Source organism: Leisingera daeponensis DSM 23529 (assembly GCF_000473145.1).
In the GTDB taxonomy this organism is placed as follows: domain Bacteria; phylum Pseudomonadota; class Alphaproteobacteria; order Rhodobacterales; family Rhodobacteraceae; genus Leisingera; species Leisingera daeponensis.
In genome coordinates, this window is the sequence record NZ_KI421500.1 from 683,656 (window position 1) to 700,279 (window position 16,624).

Consider the following 16,624-nt stretch of genomic DNA (forward strand, 5'->3'; position numbering starts at 1 on the left):
GGCGCGGAGGTCAGCCAGCCATCAGGCCGCGGTCGAGCCGTGCCAGCGGGCGCAGCAGGCGCCCGAGCGGCGGCCACAGGCCCCAGGTGCCCCCCAGCCGGTGCAGCCTGGCGCCGGTGCCGAGCTTGAACCGGGCGAGGCCCGCGGCATCCTCGGTATTGATCAGGCCCAGGTCCAGCCGGCAGATGCCCTTGGTGGCGAGCCAGCTTGCCGCTTCCCACAGCAGCAGCGTATGGGCGCTGAGCTGTTTGCCGCGAGCGGTGGTGTGGGCGATGTGATAGGTGGCGGTGCTGCCGTGGGTGAGGATCAGGATGGCGGCGGCGGGGTCCTTGCCCTCAAAGGCCTGAAAGAGTTTCGCCTGCCCCTTGTTCTCGCGCGCGTAGGCGAGGGTGAGGCCGATGGGCCAGCTTCGGTAGCCGCGCATCGTTTGCTGTTGCGCGTCGGCCTGAAACAGCCAGTGGCGCACATCATGCGGCAGGTTCTGGCGGGTGAGGCGGAGGGGCTGCGCCTCGCCATGTTTCAGCCGGTTGCGCCATTTCTGATGCAGGGCGGCGCGGCGCTGGTCCGGACCGCCGGTCAGATCCCACAGCGCGGCATGGGCGGGGGTGGCCAGCGGCACCGCGCCGAGGCGGGCGAGATGCGGCGCCGGAGCCTCTGGCGACAGGATCAGCGGGGTGCGGCCGAGGCCCTGGGCGCGCAGCGCGGCCAACAGCGGGGCGGGATTGCCGAGGTCCGCGCGGTTCACCATCGCCAGCCGCAGCCCGCCGGGCAGGCGGCGCTGCAGCACCAGCGTGCCGTCCAGCATCAGCGGCGTCTGGCCGCAGGCCATCAGCGCGCGGGCAAATTCCGGCGATTGCTGGAGGGCGCGGAGCTGCGGGCGGGCGGTTGCCGCGGCGGGCATACCGGGATCGGGGGCGCTGTCAAACATGGCTCCATTAACGCGCTGGAAACCTAAATCAGGGTTAATGAACGCATGAAAAAGGTAACTCAGATCATGGGGCAGACGGCAGCGGCCCCGCGGATGACCAAGGCAGCGGCGCTGCTGATTGCGATCGGCCTGTCGGTGCCGGTGTTTCTGGTGCTGACGCTGGTGGAGGCGGTGGTGTTCTGAGGCGGGCGGCCTTGGGCGTGGCGCCGCTGCGCAGCTGATGGATTGCTAGAGGCGCTTCAGGTCAAGCCTGCCTCTAAGCGCCAGTTCCAGTCTATCCCGGACGTCCCCGTCTCAAGGATGAACCGAGCTGCGCACGGCCTCGGCCGCGGCCCTTGACCCGGTGCCGGCCTGTTGCGGACCGCAGCCAGGGAAACGCAGCCGCGCCGCGCGGCAGCGCGGCGCCAGGCCCAACCATGAAGCTTCATCTTTGATGCAGCTGGAATGGGCGGGAGACCCCGCGAACATGAAAAAAGGGAGCGCAGCGGCTCCCTTTCTCAGGTTTCATGTCGACCGGTTCAGCCGTCCAGCCGCACCAGGGCGTGGCGTTTCTTGCCCGCGCTCAGCTTGATCGGCGAGGTCAGCGCGCCCGCGTCGATTATCAGGCCTGCATCGGTCAGCGGCTGGTCGTCGATCTTGGCGCCATGTTCCGCAATCAGGCGCTTGGCGTCCTTGCCGGATTTGGCGAGGCCGGATTTCACGATCAGCTGCACGATCGAAATGCCGTCGCCCAGATCGGCGGGCGACAGGCTGAGGGTTGGCAGGTCGTCGCCGACGCCGCCTTTCTCGAACACTTCGCGCGCGGTCGCCTCTGCCGCCGCCGCCGCGTCTGCGCCGTGGCACAGGGTGGTCACCTCATTGGCGAGGATCACCTTGGCGGCGTTGATCTCGGATCCTGCCAGCGCGCCCAGACGCTCGCATTCCGCCACCGGCAGCTCGGTGTAGAGCTTCAGGAAGCGGCCCACATCCGCATCGGTGGTGTTGCGCCAGAACTGCCAGAACTCATACGGGCTGCGCATGTCGGCGTTGAGCCAGATGGCGCCGTCCGCCGTCTTGCCCATCTTCTTGCCGTCCGAGGTGGTCAAGAGCGGCGAGGTGAGGCCATAGACCTCGTGGTCGATCACCCGGCGGGTCAGGTCGATGCCGTTGACGATATTGCCCCACTGGTCCGAGCCGCCCATCTGCAGGATGCAGCCGTAGCGGCGGTTCAGCTCCATGAAGTCATAGGCCTGCAGGATCATGTAGTTGAATTCGAGGAACGACAGCGACTGCTCGCGGTCGAGGCGCGATTTCACGCTTTCGAACGACAGCATCCGGTTCACCGAGAAGTGGCGGCCGATGTCGCGCAGGAATTCCAGGTAGTTCAGGCCGTCCAGCCATTCGGCGTTGTTCAGCATAAGCGCCTTGTTCGGCGCTTCGGTGTCATAGTCGATGTAGGCGGAGAACACCTTCTTGATGCCTGCGATGTTCTCGTCGATCTGCGCCTCGGTCAGCAGCGGGCGCTCATCGGCGCGGAAGGAAGGGTCGCCCACCTTGGTGGTGCCGCCGCCCATCAGGGTGATCGGCTGGTGGCCGGTCTTCTGGAACCAGCGCAGCATCATGATCTGGATCAGCGAGCCGACGTGCAGCGACTTCGCTGTCGCGTCAAAGCCGATATAGGCCGGGCGCACACCTTGCAGCAGGGCTTCGTCCAGCCCTTGATAATCGGTGCAGTCCGCGAGGAACCCGCGTTCCATCATGACTGCGACGAAATCCGATTTCGGTGTGTAGGTCATAACATGCCTCGGTCTATGAGTTGTGCATCTTGCCCTATAAATCGCATTGGCGCGGGTTGGAACCTGTTTTCCCGGCAAAATATGCGCTGTAATGTGATGCGCAAACGGGCGGGACGGCCCGGATCCTTGAAAGGGGCAGGGGCCATGAGCAAGGCCATTGGAAAAACGGGCGCGGTCAGGGCATTGGGCGCGATGAGCGGCACCTCGCTGGACGGGGTCGATGCGGCGGTGGTGATCACCGACGGCGCGCGCATTCACGGATTCGGCGAGAGCAGTTACCGGGAGTATTCGGCAGAGGAGCGCAGCGTCTTGCGCGCGGGTCTGGGCAAATGGGCCGGGCCGGAGGTGGAGGCCGCGGCAGCGGTCTGCGATGCGGCCCATGCGGCGGCGCTGGCGGAGTTCCGGGACGTGGAGATCGTCGGCTTTCACGGTCAGACCCTGGCCCATGCGCCGCGGCTGCGGGGGACGCTGCAGGTGGGCGACGGCGCTTCCTTGGCTGAAAAGCTTGGCAAGCCGGTGGTCTGGGATTTTCGCTCCGACGATGTGGCGATGGGCGGCGAGGGCGCGCCGCTGGCGCCGTTCTTTCACTTTGCCTGCGCGAAATACATCGGTGCGGAGAAGCCCTTGTGTTTCCTGAACCTGGGCGGGGTCGGCAACCTCACCTATGTGGATCCGCGGTTCGAGAGGCCGGAGGAGCCGGGCGCGCTCTTGGCGTTTGACACCGGTCCGGCGAATGCGCCGGTCAATGATCTGGTACAGGAGCGCCTGGGCATTCCCTGGGACGCGGATGGCAAGGTCGCGCGCTCAGGCACCGTGGAAACCGGCGCGCTGGAGTTGTTTCTTGCCGAGCCCTATTTCGCAAGGATGCCGCCCAAGTCGCTGGACAGGAACGATTTTTCCGAGATGGTCGGGCTGGTCAAGGAGTTGAGCGATGCGGATGCGGCGGCGACCCTTGTCGCCATGTGCGCAGCCGCGGTGGCGCAAGGCATGGAGCATTGCCCGCAGCCGCCCGAGGTGGTGCTGGTCACCGGCGGCGGGCGCCGCAATCCGGTGCTGATGGAGATGCTGCGGGTGTCGCTCGACTGCCCGGTGAAGCCGGTGGAGGATGCTGGGCTAGACGGCGACATGCTGGAGGCGCAGGCCTTTGCCCATCTGGCCGTGCGGGTGGCGAGGGGCCTGCCGACCTCGGCTCCCGGCACGACGGGCGTCGGCGCCTGTGTCGGCGGCGGTGTTGTCAGCATGCCGGATGCGTAAGGCGGTGCGGCCTGGCGCAAGAATTTTCTGAAGGTTCTTGCCAAATTTCTTCTGAAGAAATTTGCGCTCAGCCGCGCGGGATGTCGAAGCCTGGAGCGGCGAGCTCGAAGCCTTCAAACTGGAAGCCCGGCGACACCGTGCAGCTGACCAGCGTGTAGTCGCCGGTGCTGCGGGCCGCCTGCCAGTGGCCCTCCGGCACGATCAGCTGCGGTGCGCCCTTGGCCAGATCCGGGGTCAGCAGGTGGTCCTGCGCCGGGCCTTCGTCCGTAGCCGCCAGCGACAGCACCAGCGGCGCGCCGGCGTGGTAGAGCCAGATCTCAGCAGCATCGACGCGGTGCCAGTGGCTGGCCTCGCCTGCCTTTAAAAGGAAATAAATACAGGTGCCTGTTGGGCGGCCCTCATTCTCTGCGCGCCAGGTTTCCTTGTACCAGCCGCCCTCCGGGTGCTGCTGCAGGCCCAGGTGTTCGATGATCCGGTCCGCGTCCATTGCTGCTGCCTCCGCTTTGGTGCTGGTAAATCCGTGTTCCAGTCATATGTTTGGGCCATGACACTCACGATCCCCTTTGACAACACCTATGCCGCCCTGCCGGGGCAGTTCCACTCCAAACTGCCGCCGCAAGCGGTGAAGGCGCCCCGGCTGGTGGCGTTCAACGAGGATCTGGCGCGGGTCCTGGGCATCACCCCCGGGGATACAGCGGAGATGGCGGAGGTGTTCAGCGGCAACCGGGTGCCGGACGGGGCCGATCCGCTGGCGCAGCTTTATTCCGGGCATCAGTTCGGCACTTACAACCCGCAGCTCGGCGACGGGCGCGCGATCCTGCTGGGCGAGACCGTCGGCACCGACGGCAAACGCCGCGACATCCAGCTGAAAGGGTCGGGGCGGACGCCCTATTCCCGGGGCGGCGATGGGCGCGCCTGGCTGGGGCCGGTCCTGCGCGAATATGTGGTGAGCGAGGCGATGCACGCGCTTGGCATCCCGACCACCCGGGCGCTGGCGGCGGTGGAAACCGGCGAGACGGTCTGGCGTGAGGGCGGCCTGCCCGGCGCGGTGCTGACGCGGGTGGCGGCGAGCCATCTGCGGGTGGGGACCTTCCAGATCTTTGCCGCACGCGGCGACAAGGCGAGCCTGCGGCAGCTGACGGACTACGCCATTGCCCGCCATTACCCGGAGGCGGAGGGGCCGATGGGACTGCTCAGCGCGGTGCGCGATGCGCAGGCGGAGCTGATTGCGGCGTGGATGGCGGTGGGCTTCATCCACGGGGTGATGAACACCGACAATTTCTCGATCTCAGGGGAAACCATCGACTACGGTCCGTGCGCCTTCATGGATGTCTACCATCCGCACACGGTGTTTTCCTCAATCGACCGCGGGCGGCGCTATGCCTATGCCAACCAGCCCTCGATTGCGGTGTGGAACCTGGCGCAGCTGGCCACCGCGCTGATCCAGCAGCTGGACGACCCGCAGGACGGTGTCGCGCAAGCCACCGAAATCGTGCATGCGATGCCGGACCGCACGGAGGCAGCCTGGCTGGCCCGCTTCCGCGCCAAGCTTGGGATCACTTCCGCGCAGGAGGGCGACCTGGAGCTGGTGACCTCCCTGCTCGGACGGATGGCGGAGAATCAGAGCGATTTCACCAACACCTTCCGGGCCCTGGCAGAGGGCACGGCACGGGACCAGTTCACCGATCCGGCGGCATTCGAGGCCTGGGAGCCGGATTGGAAGGCACGGCTGGAGGGGGAGCCGGACCCGCAAGCGGTGATGCGCCGCGCCAACCCGGCGTTCATCCCGCGCAATCACCGGATCGAGGACATGATCGCAGGCGCGGTGGCAGGGGATTACACCCTGTTCCACCGGCTGAACGATGTGCTGGCCCGCCCTTACGATGACCAGCCGGAGCACGCCGATCTGCAGCGCCCGCCGCTGCCCGAGGAAGTGGTGCAGGCGACCTTCTGCGGGACCTGAGCCCTTGTTCTTCGGGCTGGAAATATCCTCGGGAGTGAATTGAGCCGCAGGCTCAAGAGGGGGCAGACAGCCCCCCTTCGCCCCCCTGCGGCCGGATGCCGGTTGTGCTTGGGCCGCATTGTGCGCCACACTTTCGCAAAGCCCCGGAGAGAGAGCAGATGCCGAAGAAACCGCCGCCGGATACCCTGCGGATCGCGACCTACAATATCCAGAAATGTGTCGGCATGGACTTGCGCCGGCGGCCGGAGCGCACCTTGCAGGTGCTGTCCGGGCTGGGCGCCGATGTGGCTGTGCTGCAGGAGGCCGACAAGCGGCTGCCGCCGCGGCCTGCGGCGCTGCCGCATTTCCTGGTCGAGGAGACCGGCTGGCAGGCGGTGGATCTGGGCGGGGCAGGGTCTCTGGGGTGGCATGGCAATGCGGTGCTGTTCCGCGACAGCGTGCGGCTGCGGGCCGAGGGCCATATCGCGCTGCCGGGGCTGGAGCCGCGCGGTGCGGTCTGGGCGCTGTTTGAGACAGAGGCGGGGCTGGTCCGGGTGATCGGCGCGCATCTGGGGCTGACAGGGCGCGCCCGGCGCGAGCAGATGCATGCGCTGGCCCGGGCGGCGGAGGCGGATGACGCCGCGGTGGTGCTGGCGGGGGATTTCAACGAATGGTCGCGATCTCCGGTGCTGGAGCATATCGCCCCGGCGCTGACCTTTCTGCCGCCGAAAGCCAGCTTTCCGGCGCTGCGGCCGCTGGGGGCGCTGGACCGGATCGCCCATTGCCGGCGGCTGGAGGCGGTGGCGCATGGGGTGCATGGCGCGCGGCCGGCGCATATCGCCTCCGACCATTTGCCGGTCTGGGCGGATTTGCGCGCGGTTTGACTGCCTGATTGTGTTTGAAAGCGGGGGGCTCCCGCGCCCGCAGGGGTTTCAGGCTGCGCCTGAAACCCCTTGGCGGCCTTGGGCCCGGCGCTGCTGCGCAGCGCAGGGTGCTTTCTGCTGAGCGGCGCTTAAGGGCAGGATTGCCCTTAACCGCCATGCCGACTGTGCGATGTGCTGATCCGCATCAAGGATGGACAGCGCTGAGGCGCTGCGGCTTTGCCGTCCTTGACCCGGAATCAGCACGGGGAGCGGTCAGCGTGCGCGCTGTTTCTGGCCGCGGCGCTGGGCGTTTGCAGGGGCTGCGCCCTGGGGTTTGCCCTGGCTGCTGCTGCTGCTGCCGGCGCCGCCACGGCGGCGCTGGCCGCCGGGTTTGCCGCCGCCGCGGCGTCCGCCGGGACGGCCGCCGGGTTTGCCTGCGGGCGCAGCCGGATCGGGCATTGCTTCCCAGGCGCGGCCGGAGGCGACGGGGATGGTGATCTTCATCACCTTCTGGATTGCTTTCAGCTCTTCCATCTCATCCGGCGCGCAGAAGGCGATGGCGGCGCCATCCTTGCCGGCGCGTGCGGTGCGGCCGATGCGGTGCACATACGCGTCGGGCACATTCGGCAGCTCGTAGTTGTAGACGTGCTTCACGTCCGGGATATCCAGGCCGCGGGCGGCCACATCGGTGGCAACCAGAACCTTGATGTCGCCGGATTTGAACGCCGCGAGGGCGCGTTCGCGCTGGCCCTGGCTTTTGTTGCCGTGGATCGCGGCGGCGGCAAAGCCTGCCTTGTCCAGCACCTTCATCAGCTTTTCCATGCCGTGTTTGGTGCGGCCGAACACCAGCGCGCGCTCGTGCTTGTGTTCTGCCAGCAGTTCCTTCAGCAGGCTCAGCTTTTCTGCCTTGGCGATGAAATGCACCGACTGGGTGACCTTGTCGGCGGCCTTGCCCGGAGGCGAAACCTCGATCCGGACCGGGCTTTGCAGGTAGGAGTTGGCGATCTCATTCATCTGCTTGGGCATGGTGGCCGAGAACAGCATGGTCTGGCGTTCGGTGGGCAGCAGCGCCGCGATCTTGCGCAGAGTGTGGATGAAGCCGAGGTCCAGCATCTGGTCGGCCTCGTCCAGCACCAGGAAGTCGCAGGAGCCGAGGTCCAGGGCGCCGCGGTCGAGGATGTCGATCAGGCGGCCCGGGGTGGCGACCAGGATGTCGGTGCCCTTGGCAATGCGGGAAATCTGCGGATTGATGGAGACTCCGCCAACCACCAGGCCGACCTTCATCGGGGTGTTTTCGGTCAGGCCCTTCAGGGTGTCGGCGATCTGGTTGGCCAGCTCGCGGGTGGGGGCCAGCACCAGGCCGCGCACGGTGTTGGCGGCGGGTTTGCGGCCGTATTGCATCATCTGCGCGATCAGCGGCACGCCAAAAGCGGCGGTCTTGCCGGTGCCGGTCTGCGCGAGACCCAGCACGTCCTTGCCGTTCAAGGCATGCGGAATGGCGCGGGCCTGGATCGGGGTGGGGTCATTGAGGCCCATGTCCTGGAGACGGGCGAGGAGCTTTTCAGGAAGCCCCATGGTCGAAAATTCAGTCACGTATCGTCCTTTCACGGCCCTGCGCTCAGCACGGACCGTATCCGCTGCGGTACAGCGGTGTCTTGCGGGGCAGGGACCTCGGGCGCGCGCTGGCCGGATGCCAGGCCGCTGGCCTCTGCAATCCCCACGCGTGATTTTGGGAATGGCGGCATATCACTAGACCCCGGGTGTTCTGTTACGCACATGCGGTGCGGCCGGTATTGGTCTCTGCTCACGCGGCAGGGAGGGATGCCTAGAAGCCAAATGGCTGTGGATAAGCGGTTTGTCAACTGTTGATGCGTGTGAAAAGCCGGTTTTCGGCGCAGGTTGCATCCGCTAAAGAAGAAGCCCAGAAAACCGCGAGGACGCAAATGGCAAAGACGATTATCGCCCGCTGCGAGCGCAAGGGCCTGCGCATGACCGGCCAGCGCCGGGTGATTGCCCAGGTGCTGCAGGACAGCGATGATCACCCGGACGTCGAGGAGCTTTATGCCCGCGCCAGCGCGATGGACGCCGGCATTTCGATCGCCACCGTGTACCGGACGGTGAAGCTGTTCGAGGAAGCGGGCATTCTGGAGCGGCTGGAGTTCGGCGACGGGCGGGCGCGCTATGAGGATGCCGAGCGCGAGCATCACGACCACCTGATCGACATGAACACCGGCGAGGTGATCGAGTTCTGCGATCCGGAGATCGAGGAGCTGCAGGAGCGGATCGCCCGCAAGCTGGGCTATGAGCTGCGCGGCCACAAGCTGGAGCTTTACGGGGTGCCGCGCAAGGCAGATTGAGGCGGCAGAGCCGGTTTCCTGAGCGGAATTTCGTGCAAAACTCCGGTGGTGCCGGCGGCCTGCGCCGCGTGCCGTATCACAGATCGTGATATGTCTGCTAACGTCTTGTCATGCAGCGGGGCCGGAAACGGAGTTGCCGGGGCGGGGGCGCTGATGTTTTTTGTCCGGATGGTCCGGCACGCAGCCGGACCGCAAGACGGGACGCGCCTCCATGAACAATCTGCACGGCATTCTGCTGGTCATTGCCTCGATGGCTTTCTTCACGCTTGAGGATATGTTCATCAAGCAGCTGTCGGGCACCTTGCCGGTCGGGCAGATCCTGATCTGCCTGGGTGTTGGCAGCGGTCTGGTCTTTGCTGTGATGGCGCGGATGCAGGGGCACAGCCTGTTTGCACCGCGCTGCTGGCGGCTGCGGCCTGTTCTGCGGGCATCGACCGAGGCGGTTTCGGCGATGAGCTTTGCCTCGGCGCTGGCGCTGGTGGATATTTCGGTGGTGGCGGCGGTCTTTCAGGCAACGCCGCTGGTGATCACCATGGGTGCGGCGCTGTTTCTGGGCGAACAGGTCGGCTGGCGGCGCTGGCTGGCGATCTGCGTCGGCTTTGCCGGGGTTTTGCTGATCATCCGGCCGGGGCTGGACAGTTTCGAGCCTGCGGCGCTGCTGGTTGTGATCGCGGTGCTGGGGGTCGCGACGCGGGATCTGATGACGCGGGTGATGGACAGCGCGGTGCCTTCCACCGTTGTCAGTTTTCAGGCGTTTCTGGCGGTGATCCCTGCGGGGCTGCTGCTGCTGGCCTTCACGCCCGGCGAGGTGAAGGCGATGGTGCAGAACGAATACCTGATGATGGCAGGCGGTGTGCTGTTCGGGGTTCTGGGCTATTACGGGATCGTTACGGCGACACGGGTGGGCGATGCCTCGGCGGTGACGCCGTTCCGCTATACCCGTTTGCTGTTCTCCATTCTGGCGGGGGTGCTGGTGTTTGGCGAACGGCCCGACGGGCTGACCTTGGCGGGGGCCGCATTGATCATCGGGTCGGGGCTTTACACCTTTGTGCGCGAGCAGCGGCTGGCGCGGCGGGCCCGCCGCGCAGCAGCGGCTGCGGCCTGACGTCCCGGCTGGCAGAAATCCTCCGCCCTGTTGGCGCAAACAGCGATTTGTTAGCCCTAACCTGCCGGATTTAGGCGTGTTAGCGATAACGAGCGTGGTTTACATTTCCGCCGCGGCTGGTATGACGCTGGCAGCAAAACGCGCCGCTTTCAGGCACCACACAAGGATGGACAGATGAGCACCATTATCGACATTCACGCCCGTGAGATCCTCGACAGCCGGGGCAACCCGACGGTTGAGGTCGACGTGATCCTGGAAGACGGCACCATGGGCCGTGCTGCCGTGCCTTCGGGCGCCTCGACCGGCGCCTATGAGGCGGTGGAGAAGCGCGACGGCGACAAATCCCGCTATATGGGCAAGGGCGTTCTGGAAGCGGTCGCCGCGGTGAACGGCGAGATCGCCGAGGAACTGGTCGGCTTTGACGCCACCGAGCAGGTCGCCGTTGACCAGGCTATGATCGAGCTGGACGGCACCGAGAACAAGGGCCGCCTGGGTGCCAACGCGATCCTGGGCGTGTCGATGGCGGTGGCCAAGGCCGCGGCCGATTTCACCACCCAGCCGCTCTACCGCTATATCGGCGGCACCTCCGCCCGCGTGCTGCCGGTGCCGATGATGAACATCATCAACGGCGGCGAGCACGCCGACAACCCGATCGACATCCAGGAATTCATGATCATGCCGGTGGCTGCGGAGAACATTCGCGACGCGGTGCGCATGGGCTCGGAAGTGTTCCACACCCTGAAGAAAGAGCTGTCGGCGGCGGGTCTGTCGACCGGGATCGGCGACGAGGGCGGTTTTGCCCCGAACATCGCCTCCACCCGCGAAGCGTTGGATTTCGTGCTGAAATCCATCGAGAAGGCCGGTTACAAGCCGGGCGAGGAAATCTACCTGGCGCTCGATTGCGCGGCGACCGAGTACTACAAGGACGGCAAATACGTTCTGTCCGGCGAAGGCAAGACCCTGTCGTCCGAGGAAAACGTCGCCTATCTGGCGGCGCTGGTGAAGGATTATCCGATCATCTCGATCGAAGACGGCATGTCCGAGGATGACTGGGACGGCTGGAAGGCCCTGACCGACGAACTGGGCGGCAAGGTGCAGCTGGTGGGTGACGATCTGTTCGTGACCAACCCGGCGCGTCTGGCCGAGGGCATCGAGCGCGGCTGCGCCAACTCGATGCTGGTGAAAGTGAACCAGATCGGCTCGCTGACTGAGACCCTGAAAGCCGTCGATATGGCGCATCGCGCCCGTTACACCAACGTGATGTCGCACCGCTCCGGCGAGACCGAGGACGCCACCATCGCGGACCTGGCGGTTGCCACCAACTGCGGCCAGATCAAGACCGGCTCGCTGGCGCGCTCGGACCGGCTGGCGAAATACAACCAGCTGATCCGCATCGAGGAAGCGCTGGGCGAAGTGGCCGAATACGCGGGCCGTTCGATCCTGAAGTAAGAGCGTCTTTCCCTGGAAAGCGAAGAGCGCCTCGAACATGTGTTCGGGGCGCTTTTTTACGGCAGCATAAGGTCTCGGGTGATGGTCTTCCGCGGGTGTGGCTCTGGCCCTCCTCCAGCCGCGCCTCCTTGCAGGCCGCGGGCCGGATAACATCATGGCCAGGCCTTAACTCGCATCAAGGCCCGCGCTGCCGGAAACAGGCATTCTGGGACAGGATCACCGTCAACGCAGGAGCCTGATATGACCCCCGTCCGCATTATTTTACTTGCTCTGATAAACCTGCCGCTGCTGCTTGCAGCGTGTACGGAGCCCGGCACCTATCCCGTCAGCGGTGAGGAATGCGGTCCGGAGGATCCGGTGCTGGAGCTTGATGCAAGCGATTGCCCGGCGGGCTCGGCACTCTGATCCGCCTGCCGCGCCGGCTTACCGGGGCCGCGGCTGAACGGTGCAAAGCCGGGACAGGCTGAACCGCTCCAAAAGCGCGCATTTTCTGGCCTTTACCTTCAGGACTCTGCATGTGTGGCCAGGATCACAGACGCTCACGCGGGCGTTACGGTATGGTGATCTTACGCAGCGTAAGGGCGGTGCGGGAAAGGGGAACAGGCCATGAGAACGCGAATTCTGCGCACAGTGGCGATCTGTGCAATTCTTTCGGCAGTTATGGGGTGCAGCGGGCCGGGGACTTATCCGTTCACAGGGCAGACCGCCTCGGCGGACGATCCTGTCAAACGGCTCAACCTCGGCGCGGAGCTGCGCTAACCCCGGATGCGCGGCCTGACGTCAGGCCGCGTCCGGAGATCTGGCGCCCTGCCGGGGGAGGGCGCCAGATCTAAATCACTTAGCACGCGGCAGTGTAATAGGTGCCGTCGCCGCGGGAATAGGCGCATTGCTTCGTCTGGTTGTTCTGGGCAACCATGGTGCCTGCCGCTGCGCCGCCGAGGGCAGCGATCAGGCGCCAGTCGTCGTCGGCCTTGAGCGCGTCAGCCGCGATCAGGCCGGCTGCGGCGCCGCCTGCCACTCCGGCAACGGTGCGCTGTTCCGGGGTCAGGTTGGTGCAGGCGCCCAGGCCCAGTACGGCGCTGCTTGCGAGAGCAGGGATCCAGCGGAAAGTCATATTCTTTCTCCATTTTCATTGGTCCGGCCGGCCAGTTTAACGGCCGCAGGTGGCACTATAACTCCCGCGGCTTCGATATGGTTCCGCAGTGCCGCGGGATTTTCCGGCTGTGGCGCTGTTCCGCCCGCAGGGGGCCTGCTGCGGCAAGTTTTTGCCGCAGGCACGGGGCGCTGAAGGGGCAGGCGCGCCAAACGGCGGCCAGATGCAGCGCTACAGGATTTTGGTCATCAGGATGCAGTTCTTGCGCGGCTGGAACCGGGTGCGCAGATAGAGCCGCTGGGCGGTCTCGTTTTCGCGGCCGACCTCCAGGTGAAGGGCGCGCACGCCGGCTGCCGCCAGCGATTTCGGCAGCTCGGTCAGAACCTCGGTGGCGACGCCGCGGCCGCGCACGGCGGGGCGGATGTAGAGTTCATCGACAAACCCGTCCATGCCGCCGAATTCCACCGACCAGCCGAAGGTGATGACGATATAGCCGATCGGCGCGCGGGTCGGGCCGATCAGGTAGACAGCGCCGTAAGGGTGGCCGTTCAGGAGCGGATCAATCCCGGCGCGGCGGTGCGCGTCGCTGCTCTCCAGTCCGGATTCGGCGTGGAAGGCGGCAACCAGCGCCAGCACGGTGTCGAGGTGTTCGGGCTTGGCGAGGTGCAGGGCGGCGCTCATAGGCGGGCCAGCCTTTCGGTCAGGAGGTTGAAAAAGCCGTCGTCGTCGGCGTCGCCAATGAACAGGGCATTGGGTTTGCGGTCCGTGACGCCCCACCAGTCGGCCACGGTCATGCCGAGGGTCAGGCTGGAGGACGTTTCGATTTCCACGTTCACTTGGCGGCCGGAGAACAGCTCAGGCTTGAGCAGCCAGGCGATGACGCAGGGGTCATGCAGCGGGCCGCCTTCGGAGCCGTATTTCTCCATATCGAATCGCTCGAAGAAGTCGAGCATCTCGGCGGTGAAGCGGCCAACGCGGGTATCGAGGGCGCGGATCGCCTCGACACGCGGTTTGGTGGCCAGCACCTTATGCGTCACATCCAGCGGCATCACTGTGATCGGAGCCCCGGATCGGAACACGATTTCAGCAGCTTCCGGGTCGGCGTAGATGTTGAATTCAGCCGCCGGGGTGATGTTGCCGACTTCGAAATAAGCGCCGCCCATCATCACGATCTCCTGCACCCGCTCGATGATGTCGGGGGCGGTGTTGAAGGCGGCGGCGATATTGGTGAGCGGGCCCAGGGTGCACAGCGTGACGGTGCCAGCCTTCTGCGCGCGCAGGGTCGAAATGATGAAATCCACCCCGTGGCCTTCCGCCAGCGGCATCTGCGGCTCCCACAGCTTTGGCCCGTCAAGGCCGGTCTGGCCGTGCACATGCTCAGCGGTGATCAGCGGCCGGGCGAGCGGCGCCTTGCTGCCGGCATAGACCGGCACGTCCGTCTTGCCTGCCGCCTCGCAGGTGATGCGGGCGTTCTTGCTGGTCAGTTCCAGCGGCACATTGCCGGCAACGCAGGTGATGCCAAGCAAATCCAGATCCCCTGGACTGGCCAGCGCCAGCAGGATGGCAACGGCATCATCCTGGCCCGGGTCGGTGTCGATGATGATTTTCCTGGCGCTCATTGCGGTCTCCGTAAATCGTGAGCCACGAGACTACGCCCAGTCCGGCCGGGATTGAACCGCCGGCAGGTGCGGGCGCGCAAATTTCCTGAGATTTCCCGCGAGGGAAAGCTGCGCTCCGCCCGGCGGCAGGGCGCCGGACCTTGAGTATTTCGGGAAAGATGAAGCAGAAGGCGCGCACTCAGGCGCGCTCGTCTGCCTTCACTTCATCCCAGAGCGCGTCCATTTCGGCCAAGTCGCTGTCCTCGGGGCGCTTGCCGCGGGCGGCGAGCTTGGCTTCGACGCCTTCGAACCGGCGGGTGAATTTCGCGTTGGCGGCGCGCAGCGCGGCTTCGGGTTCGACGCCCAGGTGGCGGCCCAGGTTGGCCATCACAAACAGCAAGTCGCCGAATTCCTCCTCGACCTCGGCGTGGGAGAGGGTGTCGCGGGCCTCCACCAGTTCGGCGCATTCTTCGGTGATCTTGGCGATGACATTGGCGGCTGACGGCCAGTCGAAACCGACACGGGCGGCGCGTTTCTGCAGCTTGTAGGCGCGCAGCAGGGCGGGCAGGCCGATGGCGACGCCGTCCAGCGTGCCTTTCTGCTCCTTGCCTGCGCGCTCGGCGGCCTTGATGGCCTCCCAGTCGCGGGTCTGCTGTTCGGCGGATTTCTCGCGGCTTTCCTCCCCGAACACATGCGGGTGGCGGGAGACCATCTTGTCCGACATGGTCCGCACCACATCCTGGAAGGTGAAGTGGCCCGCTTCCTCAGCCATCTGCGCGTGGAAGACGGATTGGAACAGCAGGTCGCCCAGTTCCCCTTTCAGCTCATCCCAGGCCCCGCGCTCAATTGCGTCGGCAACTTCATACGCCTCTTCAATGGTGTAGGGGGCGATGCTGGCAAAATCCTGTTCGATGTCCCAGGGGCAGCCGGTTTGCGGATCACGGAGCCGCGCCATGATTTCCAGGAGGCGCTCGATACCGGCGGACGGGTCGTGGATCAGGTCTGTTTCTTGCATTGCGGCTGCTCTTTTTCCGGTGTCAGATGCATCATCCCGAGTCTGGAGCAGGAGTCCACCCCGATGCCCGTTGTGAACCGTATTGCCGATTACGCCGAAGAGATGAAGGCCTGGCGGCGGCATCTGCACCAGATTCCGGAGCTGGCACTCGACCTGCCCAAGACCGCGGCCTTTGTGGCGGAGCGGCTGCGGGAGTTCGGGGTGGATGAGCTGCACGAAGGCATTGCGCAGACCGGCATGGTGGCGATCATCAACGGGCAGGGGGAAGGGCCGACGATTGGCTTGCGTGCTGACATGGACGCGCTGCCGATCCCGGAAGAGACCGGGGCGGAATACGCGTCGGGCCATGCGGGCAACATGCATGCCTGCGGCCATGACGGGCATACCGCGATGCTGCTGGGGGCGGCGAAATACCTGGCGGAGACGCGGAACTTCAGGGGCCGGGCCGCGCTGATCTTCCAGCCTGCGGAGGAAGCCATCGGCGGTGCCCGCATCATGGTCGAGGAAGGCATCATGGAGCGGTTCGATATCGGCGAGGTCTATGCGCTGCACAACGCGCCGGGCCTGCCGGAGGGGCATTTCCTGACCACGCCGGGGGCGCTGATGGCGGCAACGGATGAGTTCCGCATCCATATCAAGGGCGTGGGCGGCCATGCGGCGATGCCGCATGAGACCCGTGATCCGGTGATGGCGGCCTGCGCCATGGCGCAGGCGATCCAGACCATTGTCAGCCGCAACCATCACGCGCTGCAGGATCTGGTGGTCTCTGTCACCCAGATTCACACCGGCACCACCGACAACGTGGTGCCCGATACCGCCTATATCAACGGCACCGTGCGCAGCTTTGATCCTGCCGTGCAGAAGATGGTGATGCGGCGGATGAAGGAGATCGTTGCGGGGCAGGCGGCGAGCTACGGGGTCGAGGCGGAACTGGACTATGAAGCCGGCTACCCGGCAACCTTCAACGATGCGGAAAAGACCGCCTTTGCGGTGGAGGTTGCCAAGGAGATCGCCGGGGCGGGCAATGTCGAGGCCGAGGGCGGCCGCGAGATGGGGGCGGAGGATTTCGCCTATATGCTGCAGGTGCGCCCGGGATCCTACCTGTTCCTGGGGCAAGGCGACAGCGCCGGGCTGCATCATCCGAAGTATGATTTCAACGATGACATCGCGCCGGTGGGGGCATCCTTCTTTGCCCGGCTGGTGGAGCGTGCGCAGCCGCTTGGCGGGTGAGGCCCGCCGCAGGTG

17 protein-coding genes are annotated in these 16,624 nt (G+C 65.7%); 9 read left to right on the forward strand and 8 right to left on the reverse strand.

Annotated features, from left to right (window positions below; translation table 11 throughout):
* Window positions 1–10: 10 nt before the first annotated feature.
* On the reverse strand, window positions 11–928 hold the full coding sequence (locus DAEP_RS0103725; protein WP_027243725.1) for a GNAT family N-acetyltransferase: 918 nt from the start codon (window positions 926–928) through the stop codon (window positions 11–13).
* Window positions 929–973: 45 nt separating this feature from the next.
* Here DAEP_RS0103725 and DAEP_RS24180 point away from each other — a divergent pair, with 45 nt between their 5' ends.
* Complete coding sequence (locus tag DAEP_RS24180) at window positions 974–1,111, forward strand: hypothetical protein (protein ID WP_167630821.1); 138 nt, start codon at window positions 974–976, stop codon at window positions 1,109–1,111.
* Between the two features lie 335 nt (window positions 1,112–1,446).
* Here DAEP_RS24180 and tyrS read toward each other — a convergent pair whose 3' ends face one another.
* Window positions 1,447–2,703 (reverse strand): tyrosine--tRNA ligase, encoded by a 1,257-nt coding sequence (gene tyrS, locus DAEP_RS0103735; protein ID WP_027243726.1) that lies wholly within the window; start codon window positions 2,701–2,703, stop codon window positions 1,447–1,449.
* Between the two features lie 144 nt (window positions 2,704–2,847).
* On the opposite strand from tyrS, the gene DAEP_RS0103740 reads away from it, so the two are divergent.
* Window positions 2,848–3,957: an anhydro-N-acetylmuramic acid kinase gene (locus tag DAEP_RS0103740; protein ID WP_027243727.1), complete on the forward strand. Its 1,110-nt coding sequence runs from the start codon at window positions 2,848–2,850 to the stop codon at window positions 3,955–3,957.
* Between the two features lie 67 nt (window positions 3,958–4,024).
* Here the strand turns inward: DAEP_RS0103740 and DAEP_RS0103745 are convergent, their stop codons facing one another.
* Entirely contained in the window at window positions 4,025–4,444 is a 420-nt protein-coding gene (locus tag DAEP_RS0103745; RefSeq protein WP_008553954.1) for a cupin domain-containing protein, read from the reverse strand.
* Window positions 4,445–4,501: 57 nt separating this feature from the next.
* Here DAEP_RS0103745 and DAEP_RS0103750 point away from each other — a divergent pair, with 57 nt between their 5' ends.
* The gene (locus DAEP_RS0103750) at window positions 4,502–5,920 is read left to right on the forward strand and encodes a protein adenylyltransferase SelO (protein WP_027243728.1); all 1,419 of its coding nucleotides are present in this window, start codon (window positions 4,502–4,504) and stop codon (window positions 5,918–5,920) included.
* Window positions 5,921–6,078: 158 nt separating this feature from the next.
* Window positions 6,079–6,783 carry an endonuclease/exonuclease/phosphatase family protein gene (locus DAEP_RS0103755; RefSeq protein ID WP_027243729.1) on the forward strand — a complete coding sequence of 235 codons (705 nt, stop codon included), beginning with the start codon at window positions 6,079–6,081 and terminating at the stop codon, window positions 6,781–6,783.
* Between the two features lie 252 nt (window positions 6,784–7,035).
* Here DAEP_RS0103755 and DAEP_RS0103760 read toward each other — a convergent pair whose 3' ends face one another.
* The gene (locus tag DAEP_RS0103760) at window positions 7,036–8,355 is read right to left on the reverse strand and encodes a DEAD/DEAH box helicase (RefSeq protein ID WP_036760435.1); all 1,320 of its coding nucleotides are present in this window, start codon (window positions 8,353–8,355) and stop codon (window positions 7,036–7,038) included.
* 350 nt (window positions 8,356–8,705) lie between these two features.
* Between DAEP_RS0103760 and DAEP_RS0103765 the strand changes: the two genes are divergently transcribed.
* From DAEP_RS0103765 to DAEP_RS24185, 4 genes are all read left to right on the forward strand, one after another.
* Window positions 8,706–9,119, forward strand: coding sequence for a Fur family transcriptional regulator (locus DAEP_RS0103765; protein ID WP_008556019.1), 414 nt, complete (start codon window positions 8,706–8,708; stop codon window positions 9,117–9,119).
* A 211-nt stretch (window positions 9,120–9,330) separates the two neighbouring features.
* Window positions 9,331–10,224 (forward strand): DMT family transporter, encoded by an 894-nt coding sequence (locus DAEP_RS0103770; protein ID WP_027243731.1) that lies wholly within the window; start codon window positions 9,331–9,333, stop codon window positions 10,222–10,224.
* Window positions 10,225–10,398: 174 nt separating this feature from the next.
* A complete protein-coding gene (gene eno, locus DAEP_RS0103775) occupies window positions 10,399–11,673 on the forward strand; it encodes a phosphopyruvate hydratase (protein ID WP_008555765.1) in 1,275 nt (424 codons plus the stop codon).
* 240 nt (window positions 11,674–11,913) lie between these two features.
* A complete protein-coding gene (locus DAEP_RS24185) occupies window positions 11,914–12,078 on the forward strand; it encodes a hypothetical protein (protein WP_008553412.1) in 165 nt (54 codons plus the stop codon).
* A gap of 433 nt (window positions 12,079–12,511) precedes the next feature.
* Here the strand turns inward: DAEP_RS24185 and DAEP_RS0103785 are convergent, their stop codons facing one another.
* The 4 genes from DAEP_RS0103785 to mazG form a co-directional block, all read right to left on the reverse strand.
* The gene (locus DAEP_RS0103785; RefSeq protein ID WP_008554627.1) at window positions 12,512–12,787 is read right to left on the reverse strand and encodes a glycine zipper 2TM domain-containing protein; all 276 of its coding nucleotides are present in this window, start codon (window positions 12,785–12,787) and stop codon (window positions 12,512–12,514) included.
* A gap of 210 nt (window positions 12,788–12,997) precedes the next feature.
* Window positions 12,998–13,447 (reverse strand): GNAT family N-acetyltransferase, encoded by a 450-nt coding sequence (locus tag DAEP_RS0103790; protein WP_008553781.1) that lies wholly within the window; start codon window positions 13,445–13,447, stop codon window positions 12,998–13,000.
* Window positions 13,444–14,385, reverse strand: coding sequence for a nucleoside hydrolase (locus DAEP_RS0103795; protein ID WP_027243732.1), 942 nt, complete (start codon window positions 14,383–14,385; stop codon window positions 13,444–13,446). The genes DAEP_RS0103790 and DAEP_RS0103795 overlap by 4 nt, the downstream gene beginning before the upstream one ends.
* Before the next feature lie 178 nt (window positions 14,386–14,563).
* Window positions 14,564–15,379 carry a nucleoside triphosphate pyrophosphohydrolase gene (gene mazG / locus DAEP_RS0103800; protein ID WP_008553496.1) on the reverse strand — a complete coding sequence of 272 codons (816 nt, stop codon included), beginning with the start codon at window positions 15,377–15,379 and terminating at the stop codon, window positions 14,564–14,566.
* A gap of 63 nt (window positions 15,380–15,442) precedes the next feature.
* Here mazG and DAEP_RS0103805 point away from each other — a divergent pair, with 63 nt between their 5' ends.
* Window positions 15,443–16,609 (forward strand): M20 aminoacylase family protein, encoded by a 1,167-nt coding sequence (locus DAEP_RS0103805; RefSeq protein ID WP_027243733.1) that lies wholly within the window; start codon window positions 15,443–15,445, stop codon window positions 16,607–16,609.
* The last annotated feature ends 15 nt before the right edge of the window (window positions 16,610–16,624 follow it).

Bases quoted from the DNA above. Each gene is read 5' to 3' on its own strand.
- DAEP_RS0103805 (WP_027243733.1), top strand. From the start codon at position 15,443: ATGCCCGTTGTGAACCGTATTGCCGATTACGCCGAAGAGATGAAGGCC.
- DAEP_RS0103745 (WP_008553954.1), bottom strand. From the start codon at position 4,444: ATGGACGCGGACCGGATCATCGAACACCTGGGCCTGCAGCAGCACCCG.
- DAEP_RS0103790 (WP_008553781.1), bottom strand. From the start codon at position 13,447: ATGAGCGCCGCCCTGCACCTCGCCAAGCCCGAACACCTCGACACCGTG.
- DAEP_RS0103770 (WP_027243731.1), top strand. From the start codon at position 9,331: ATGAACAATCTGCACGGCATTCTGCTGGTCATTGCCTCGATGGCTTTC.
- DAEP_RS0103785 (WP_008554627.1), bottom strand. From the start codon at position 12,787: ATGACTTTCCGCTGGATCCCTGCTCTCGCAAGCAGCGCCGTACTGGGC.
- DAEP_RS0103755 (WP_027243729.1), top strand. From the start codon at position 6,079: ATGCCGAAGAAACCGCCGCCGGATACCCTGCGGATCGCGACCTACAAT.
- DAEP_RS0103750 (WP_027243728.1), top strand. From the start codon at position 4,502: ATGACACTCACGATCCCCTTTGACAACACCTATGCCGCCCTGCCGGGG.
- DAEP_RS24185 (WP_008553412.1), top strand. From the start codon at position 11,914: ATGACCCCCGTCCGCATTATTTTACTTGCTCTGATAAACCTGCCGCTG.
- DAEP_RS0103725 (WP_027243725.1), bottom strand. From the start codon at position 928: ATGTTTGACAGCGCCCCCGATCCCGGTATGCCCGCCGCGGCAACCGCC.
- mazG (WP_008553496.1), bottom strand. From the start codon at position 15,379: ATGCAAGAAACAGACCTGATCCACGACCCGTCCGCCGGTATCGAGCGC.
- DAEP_RS24180 (WP_167630821.1), top strand. From the start codon at position 974: ATGAAAAAGGTAACTCAGATCATGGGGCAGACGGCAGCGGCCCCGCGG.
- DAEP_RS0103795 (WP_027243732.1), bottom strand. From the start codon at position 14,385: ATGAGCGCCAGGAAAATCATCATCGACACCGACCCGGGCCAGGATGAT.
- DAEP_RS0103765 (WP_008556019.1), top strand. From the start codon at position 8,706: ATGGCAAAGACGATTATCGCCCGCTGCGAGCGCAAGGGCCTGCGCATG.
- eno (WP_008555765.1), top strand. From the start codon at position 10,399: ATGAGCACCATTATCGACATTCACGCCCGTGAGATCCTCGACAGCCGG.
- tyrS (WP_027243726.1), bottom strand. From the start codon at position 2,703: ATGACCTACACACCGAAATCGGATTTCGTCGCAGTCATGATGGAACGC.
- DAEP_RS0103740 (WP_027243727.1), top strand. From the start codon at position 2,848: ATGAGCAAGGCCATTGGAAAAACGGGCGCGGTCAGGGCATTGGGCGCG.